7 protein-coding genes and 1 pseudogene are annotated in these 6576 nt (G+C 57.2%); 3 read left to right on the top strand and 5 right to left on the bottom strand.

Features of this window, described 5'->3' with window-relative positions; all coding sequences use genetic code 11:
• Nucleotides 1-573 precede the first annotated feature (573 nt).
• The 4 genes from FN828_RS19995 to FN828_RS20010 form a co-directional block, all read right to left on the bottom strand.
• Nucleotides 574-894, bottom strand: a complete 321-nt coding sequence (locus FN828_RS19995) for a type II toxin-antitoxin system RelE/ParE family toxin (RefSeq protein ID WP_142495079.1) — start codon at nt 892-894, stop codon at nt 574-576.
• A 4-nt stretch (nt 895-898) separates the two neighbouring features.
• Nucleotides 899-1153: a ribbon-helix-helix domain-containing protein gene (locus tag FN828_RS20000; RefSeq protein WP_142495080.1), complete on the bottom strand. Its 255-nt coding sequence runs from the start codon at nt 1151-1153 to the stop codon at nt 899-901.
• Between the two features lie 342 nt (nt 1154-1495).
• The gene (locus FN828_RS20005; RefSeq protein WP_142495081.1) at nt 1496-2116 is read right to left on the bottom strand and encodes a hypothetical protein; all 621 of its coding nucleotides are present in this window, start codon (nt 2114-2116) and stop codon (nt 1496-1498) included.
• A 112-nt stretch (nt 2117-2228) separates the two neighbouring features.
• Nucleotides 2229-2678, bottom strand: a complete 450-nt coding sequence (locus tag FN828_RS20010; RefSeq protein WP_235891548.1) for a hypothetical protein — start codon at nt 2676-2678, stop codon at nt 2229-2231.
• 177 nt (nt 2679-2855) lie between these two features.
• On the opposite strand from FN828_RS20010, the gene FN828_RS20015 reads away from it, so the two are divergent.
• Genes FN828_RS20015 through FN828_RS20025 form a run of 3 tightly spaced genes read left to right on the top strand, consistent with a single transcriptional unit; the run spans nt 2856 to nt 6177 of the window.
• Nucleotides 2856-4373: a recombinase family protein gene (locus FN828_RS20015; protein WP_142495084.1), complete on the top strand. Its 1518-nt coding sequence runs from the start codon at nt 2856-2858 to the stop codon at nt 4371-4373.
• Nucleotides 4370-5284 carry a plasmid partitioning protein RepB C-terminal domain-containing protein gene (locus FN828_RS20020; protein WP_185959107.1) on the top strand — a complete coding sequence of 305 codons (915 nt, stop codon included), beginning with the start codon at nt 4370-4372 and terminating at the stop codon, nt 5282-5284. The genes FN828_RS20015 and FN828_RS20020 overlap by 4 nt, the downstream gene beginning before the upstream one ends.
• A complete protein-coding gene (locus tag FN828_RS20025; protein ID WP_142495082.1) occupies nt 5281-6177 on the top strand; it encodes a plasmid partitioning protein RepB C-terminal domain-containing protein in 897 nt (298 codons plus the stop codon). Before FN828_RS20020 ends, FN828_RS20025 begins: the two co-directional genes overlap by 4 nt.
• Nucleotides 6178-6487: 310 nt before the next feature.
• Here FN828_RS20025 and FN828_RS20030 read toward each other — a convergent pair.
• Nucleotides 6488-6576 (bottom strand): annotated as a pseudogene (locus tag FN828_RS20030) (IS5/IS1182 family transposase); the annotation flags it as partial.

Here is a 6576-nt window from a genome sequence, read left to right on the forward strand (position 1 = left end):
GGGAAAGAACGGTCGCAGCCGCGCCATCTGTTCGTCGGTCAGCCAAAATAGATTGCTCATGATACCCCCTGAAAGTTTGGGGATTTGAAGCATGCGACCAATGCGATCTCAAGCCGATTAATGGGTCCTGAGCCTAAGGCCAATCCGTGCGAATGAACGCCGCGCGGATATTGGCCTTTATACCTCTGAGGACGTGGCGAAGTGCTGCGCGTAAAATGCAGGCATTCTAGACAGAGGGGTTAGGGGATTCCCTTGAAACCCCAGTGGAATGTGCTGGGTTCATCACCTTTTTTGCCTATTCAGTGGCCCGGAAAATTAGATTGCCTGTGACTGCGAGTTTTCCAAACAATCGCCATACGGGGTGCAATCCGTCGCATCTAATGGCGTCCAAGTGTTTCTTAGATGGCGGGCGCGTTGGCGGGTAGGTAAAAAAATCCTGAAATTTCTTAATGATTTCAATGTGGTATGGCGAAGGGGATGAATCAGGCGCCCAACTCTCTCTCGTGTCAGTGTTCGCGCCCGTGTGACTAATGCGAAACCATGCGCAAATCTGACACCCTTTCGAAACTCGCCCTATTCGCCAATCGCAAAATCGTCGCGGAACCTGTCGATCTGGTGCATTCGCTCGTGCAGGATTGTCACGATCCCGATGTCGCCTTTTGACAGATGACGCCAGTAGACGAAATGGTGCTTGTACCGGAAGAAGAAGCCTTCGACCTCAAATTCAGCCGGCACGGGTTTCGAGGCAACGCCGCGCGTGGCGATCTTGTCGAAGGCTTCAAATAGGCCGGTGATGTATTTCTCGGCTTGATCTTCTCCCCACCTGTCACGGGTGTAGCGGTAAATGTCGTCAATGCGAAGGGACGCCCCTTCCTGGATCCGGATGGCGGGCACTGTCTCAGCCCCTGTTCCGCGCGATCACTTCGGCTGCGGTTAACGGCTGATAGGTCTCTTCCGGCGCCGCGAAAGCATGGGCTAGCTCGGCTTTCAGACGGTTGAAGGCTTCGGACTCCGCACGCTCCTTGTCACGCCGGATCAGGTCTCGGATATATTCGCTGACGTTTTCATAGGACCCGCCATCGCCCACGTTGGCCGACACGAAATCGCTCAATGCTCCACCGAGGCGGACGGTCATCGTGGTCGTTCTGGACATAGCGCGGCACCTCTCTTAATGGCGTATTCAAGATAACCAATAACGCATACGGATACAAGGGTTGACCATCCACCCTGCACGCCGATGGCTTCAGGGTACCCGCGTCTTCAATCATGAGGTGCCCGGCAAATGCGAGGATGAGACGGAGCACTGCAACCGAACATCAAGCACGCGAAATCAAATGGTTCACTATCCACCCGCGCTCATCGGCGAAGCAGTGTTTCAAGGTGCACACGCTGGTGCCCAAGCAACGCATCGCCATCTTGATCACGTAATGCAAGCCTTGGTCGCTGCACGAGGCGATTGCACGAAATATCGGTGCAATGGTCAGCAATCAAATTTTCAGGGGTGCGCAGCCTTCCACAGCCTTGTTGCGCTGCAGGAATCAAGCACCACTTTGTAATACTTCTGAGAGGTTTCTAAATATGCTTTCGGCGTAGATTTTCCTAGGTGAATGCCATTCCTAGCGTCTCGCAGTTTGTCCAAATCGCCCGCAAGTGCCGCGTCGATTATCCCTTCCTCTTGAGCGACAACGATTAGCCATTGGAATGTGCGCTTCTGCAGGGACCTCAACTTATTCTGAACGTTCCAGTTGATCCGGTGGTTATGTCTGGTCGAACCGATGACCGAATACATGTATTGGTTTCCGTTCATATGCCCCCCTGCGATTGCGTACATGAGCGCGTCGGATAAAACCCCTTCGCAGACTGCCCCATAGTCAAGGATTTGAGCGCGGATATGTGCTGATCGCTCCACATCCTTCACGAGTAATGCAAGACCAAGCTTGTATATCCAGCGCGCTCCATAAAACGTTTCAGCAATCTTCCGGCGAAAGGCTGGGCTATGAATATGGGCAAAGGTTGTGTTGGTAAAATCGTCTACGGTCGGAATGTCCTTGCGGGCAAACGTGTCGACGGCATCGATAATTGTCTGCCCGAATTGTTCTTGAATAGGCTTGGCCAACTTAACTCTCCCTGAACTGACGAGGCGAGCGTATCACCGCATTTTCAACTGTCCAGTGTCCGATACGTCATCACAGTCCATACGCACGCCTCCCTGGCCAACGTCAGAACGCCTATTGCATAGCCTCTTCTGGGGCCAACCTGTCAGCTAGGGCAAGCAGCATGAACAAAACGGCATCGGAATGCCGTACGAGTGAAACAAGATGCTCTCCGCTGGGTCCACGTTCACCGGCGAACCAATATTTCACTGTCCGTTCACTGGCGCCTGTCCAACGCATCGCCATCTTGATCGCACGATGCGTTTCACCAAGTTCCTCGTGCAACGCGACCGCCATGGCGGCGCGATAGTCGGTTGGTTCTTCGATCAGGTGCACAAATGTGCCCATCTTCGGCACAACTGTGCCCATCTTCACGCGCATTTTCACTTCCTTCTCAGCTAAACGATTGAAAGGCCATGAAAACGGCTGACGTGAATTGAGTCGCTGCCCGATGCGTTGTGCCGGTACCCGAGATGCACGCAAGTTGAGGTTTGCGAAGATCGAAATAACCAATACGGACAACATGGAAAGAGATTGCCCATATCTGGAAAGGACTTTTCTGCCGCAGACTGTCTGGATGGAACCATGGAGACGCCACATCCATCTGAGGCAGAACGGCTGTTCAACATATGACGGGGAACGAATTACTTGAGGAATGATCGTGTCGACAGGACCGAAAATGACGTGGAGGACGAGCAGAGCATGCCGGCCGTCGCCTATGTGCGGATGTCGACCGACCACCAGAAATATTCGACCGAGAACCAGCTCGATATCATCCGGAATTATGCCACCGCCCGAGGATTGCAGATCCTGCGGGTTTTCGAGGACAGCGGCCGGTCCGGGTTGCGGCTCGATGGCCGCGAGGCCTTACAGAATTTGATGGCCGAGGTCCAATCCGGCCAGGCTGATTTCAAGGCGATCCTTGTCTATGACGTCAGCCGTTGGGGGCGGTTTCAGGATGCGGACGAAGGCGCCTATCACGAGCATGTCTGCTCCCGCGCCGGGATCCGGGTCCACTATTGCGGTGAGCAGTTCGAGAACGACGGCAGCATCGGCTCTAACCTTCTGAAGACCGTCAAGCGCGTCATGGCCGGCGAATATAGCCGTGAACTGTCGGTCAAGGTCTTTGCCGGGCAATGTCGCCTCGTGGAACTGGGCTACCGTCAGGGTGGCGCTGCCGGCTACGGGCTGCGGCGGGTGCTGATCGACGAGCACGGTAACCCGAAAGGCGAACTGTCCCGCGGCGAGCAGAAAAGTCTACAGACTGACCGCGTCATTCTGGTGCCCGGCCCTGAGGAAGAGCAACGCATCGTTCAACGTATGTACGAGATGTTTGCCATTCAGGGGCGGCCAGAGCGCGAGATCGCGGAGGTCCTGAACGCCGAAGGTCACCGCACCGATCTCGACCGGCCGTGGACCCGGGCGACTGTTCATCAGGTGCTGACCAACGAAAAATACATCGGCAACAACGTCTTCAACAAGGTGTCGTTCAAGCTGAAGCAGCGCCGCATCGTGAACCCACGGGATATGTGGATCCGGGCCGAAGGCACCTATCCGGCCATCGTCGACAAGGCGCTGTTCCTGCGAGCGCGGGAAATCGTGGATGCCCGGAGCCGTCATTTCTCGGACGAGGAGCTGCTCGATGCCCTGCGGGCGATCCTGAAACGGCAAGGCCAGCTGTCCGGCCTGATCATCGACGAGGAGAACGATCTACCCTCGTCCAGCGCCTATCGCAGTCGGTTTGGCAGCCTGCTGCGCGCCTATCGCCTCATCGGCTATGAGCCTGAGCGGGACTACCGCTACATCGAGATCAACAAGGCGCTGCGCGCGGCCCACCCCCAGGTCGTTGAGGAAATCATCGAGGGCGTGGCCACCCAAGGTGGTCGCGTTGTGCAGGACACCGACACGCAGCTGTTGCGCGTGAATGACGAATTCACGGTGTCGGTCGTTCTGGCGCGCTGTCAGGCAACCGCAGCAGGATCTTTGCGCTGGCACATTCGTCTCGATTCCGGCCTCGTTCCGGACATCACAATTGCGGTGCGGATGAACGAAACCAACGACGCGCCGCGCGATTTCTACCTGCTGCCCAGCATCGACATGACAGCCGCGCGCCTGAAGATGGCCGAACAGAACGGCCTTTGGCTCGATGCCTATCGAACGGAAAGACTGGACAATTTTTACGCCCTCGCCGGGCGGAAAAAGGTGACGGAGGCTGCATGATGGCAAAGAAACCAGAAGATGATCACCCGACAGAGGTCACCTTGGTCCCGACCGACCGCATTCGGATTCTCAATCCAAGGGTCAGAAATCCCAGGACATTTGCTGACATGGTGGAAAACATCGCCAAGATCGGTTTGAAGCGCCCCATTACGGTCACCCGCCGCGCCGATACAGATCCGCAGGAGTACGATCTCGTCTGCGGTCAGGGTCGGCTCGAGGCCTTCATCGAGCTTAAACAGAAAGCCATCCCAGCCATTGTCATCGACGCCGATGAGGCCGACTGCCTCGTCATGAGCCTTGTCGAGAATTGCGCGCGTCGCCAACATCGGCCGATCGACCTAATGCGGGAAATCAGCACGCTCCGCGAGCGCGGTTACAATGACCGACAAATCGGCGACAAGATCGGCGTATCGCATGACTATGTCGCCATGATTGCCGGCCTTTTGGAACGCGGCGAAGAGCGATTGGTCACAGCCGTGGAAACAGGCCTGCTTCCGCTGAACCTCGCCATCGACATTTCGAAAACCGATGCCGAAGGCGCGCAGCGTGCGTTGATGGACGCCTACACGCAGAAGAAGCTGCGCGGGAAAAAACTCGCTGCTGCACGACGCATGATCGAACAGCGCGAGGTACGCGGGAAAAAGATGCACCCCAAGCAATATGGGCGCGATGGGCACTACCGGCGGCCGCTGACCAGCGAAGCGTTGGTGCGCGCCTACCAGAAGGAAGCGGACCGCCAAAAGCTTCTGATCAAGAAAGCAGAACTGACGCAGGGGCGTCTTCTGTTCATCTGTCAGGCATTCCGAACCCTTTTGGCGGACGACCACTTTCTAACGCTGCTCCGTGCGGAAGGGCTGGACACAATGCCCAGCTACTTGCTGGGCTCAGTCACCGAGGGGGCTTCACCATGATCAAGAAAGTTCAGCTCGGCTTCGAGAACGACTGCGTGACGATCCCGGTCGCAGACATCCTGCCGGTCAGGGTGCTGAGCAAATCGATCAAATCCAGCCGGAAATACACCCAGATCACGGCGTCGATCCGGGAAATCGGATTGGTCGAGCCGCCGGTGGTCGCGCGAAACGGGGATGCCAGCGGCGGCTGGCTTCTGCTCGACGGACATGTCCGGGTCGAAGTGTTGAAGGATCTGGGCCAGGAACAGGTCGAATGCCTCGTGTCGACCGACGACGAGGCCTTCACCTACAACAAGCGCATTAGCCGCATCGCGCCCATTCAGGAACACCGGATGATCCTGAAAGCGATCGAGCGCGGTGTCTCGGAGGAAAAGATCGCGGCCGCACTGGACCTCAACCCCCGCAGCATCCAGCGCAAGGTCAAACTGCTCGACGGCATTTGCCCCGAGGCTGTCGCCATTCTGAAGGACAAAGCGTGCACGGCGGCCGTGTTCACCCATCTGAGAAAGATGATCGCTTTGCGCCAGATCGAGGCTGCTGAACTGATGGTGAACGCCAACAATTATTCTGTGGCCTACATCTCAGCAATCCTCGCGGGGACGCCCCAGGCGCAGCTGGTCGATGCAAACAAGCCAAAACGCATCAAGGGCGTCACACCCCAAGCGGTCGCGCGAATGGAAAAGGAGCTTGCCCGGCTTCAGGAAGGGATCACCCAGATCCAGGACACCTACGGTCAAGACCATCTCCAGCTGACCGTGCTTCGTGGCTATGTCGGCAAGCTCCTCGGGAACGCGCGCGTGTTGCGGTATTTGATGCAAACGCGCCCGGAATTCCTGCCCGAGTTTCAGACCATTGCCGAGATGAACACGGTCGTGCCGGCCGTGGCGGATTAACCCGCGCGGTCGATTCAATGGGGACCCGGACCCGATAAGCGCGGGGACCGCAGGAGACGCCGGACGGTGGGTCGGATCAAGCGCGGTGGTGGGGATGGCGGCGAACCCGTTCGGAGCCCACCAGGTTGGCTGAGGTTTCGCCGACCGCGCGGCAGCAAAAGCTGCTGCGACATTCGCAGGCGTGCTGAGAAAGTGGGCGGCTCGGCACGCCTGCATTCTTGAATTTATTCAAACCCATAGAAGCGCGGCCTTTCCCGCTTTGCGTGCATTTTCGATTGCCTGCGCAGAAGCACTCCTCTAGGCTCAGGACTCATAACCAAAACATGACTGTTGCGGCGAGAGCGATGGCCGAGAGGAAGACTTCGGGGCAGCGGTCATATCGGGTGGCGACCCGCCGCC

It is taken from the genome of Thalassovita litoralis (genome assembly GCF_900182725.1).
In the GTDB taxonomy this organism is placed as follows: domain Bacteria; phylum Pseudomonadota; class Alphaproteobacteria; order Rhodobacterales; family Rhodobacteraceae; genus Thalassobius; species Thalassobius litoralis.

Excerpts from the sequence above, each read along its gene's own strand:
- FN828_RS20000 (WP_142495080.1), bottom strand. The coding sequence starts at position 1,153 with ATGTCCAGAACGACCACGATGACCGTCCGCCTCGGTGGAGCATTGAGC.
- FN828_RS20010 (WP_235891548.1), bottom strand. The coding sequence starts at position 2,678 with ATGTTGTCCGTATTGGTTATTTCGATCTTCGCAAACCTCAACTTGCGT.
- FN828_RS20015 (WP_142495084.1), top strand. The coding sequence starts at position 2,856 with ATGCCGGCCGTCGCCTATGTGCGGATGTCGACCGACCACCAGAAATAT.
- FN828_RS20020 (WP_185959107.1), top strand. The coding sequence starts at position 4,370 with ATGATGGCAAAGAAACCAGAAGATGATCACCCGACAGAGGTCACCTTG.
- FN828_RS20025 (WP_142495082.1), top strand. The coding sequence starts at position 5,281 with ATGATCAAGAAAGTTCAGCTCGGCTTCGAGAACGACTGCGTGACGATC.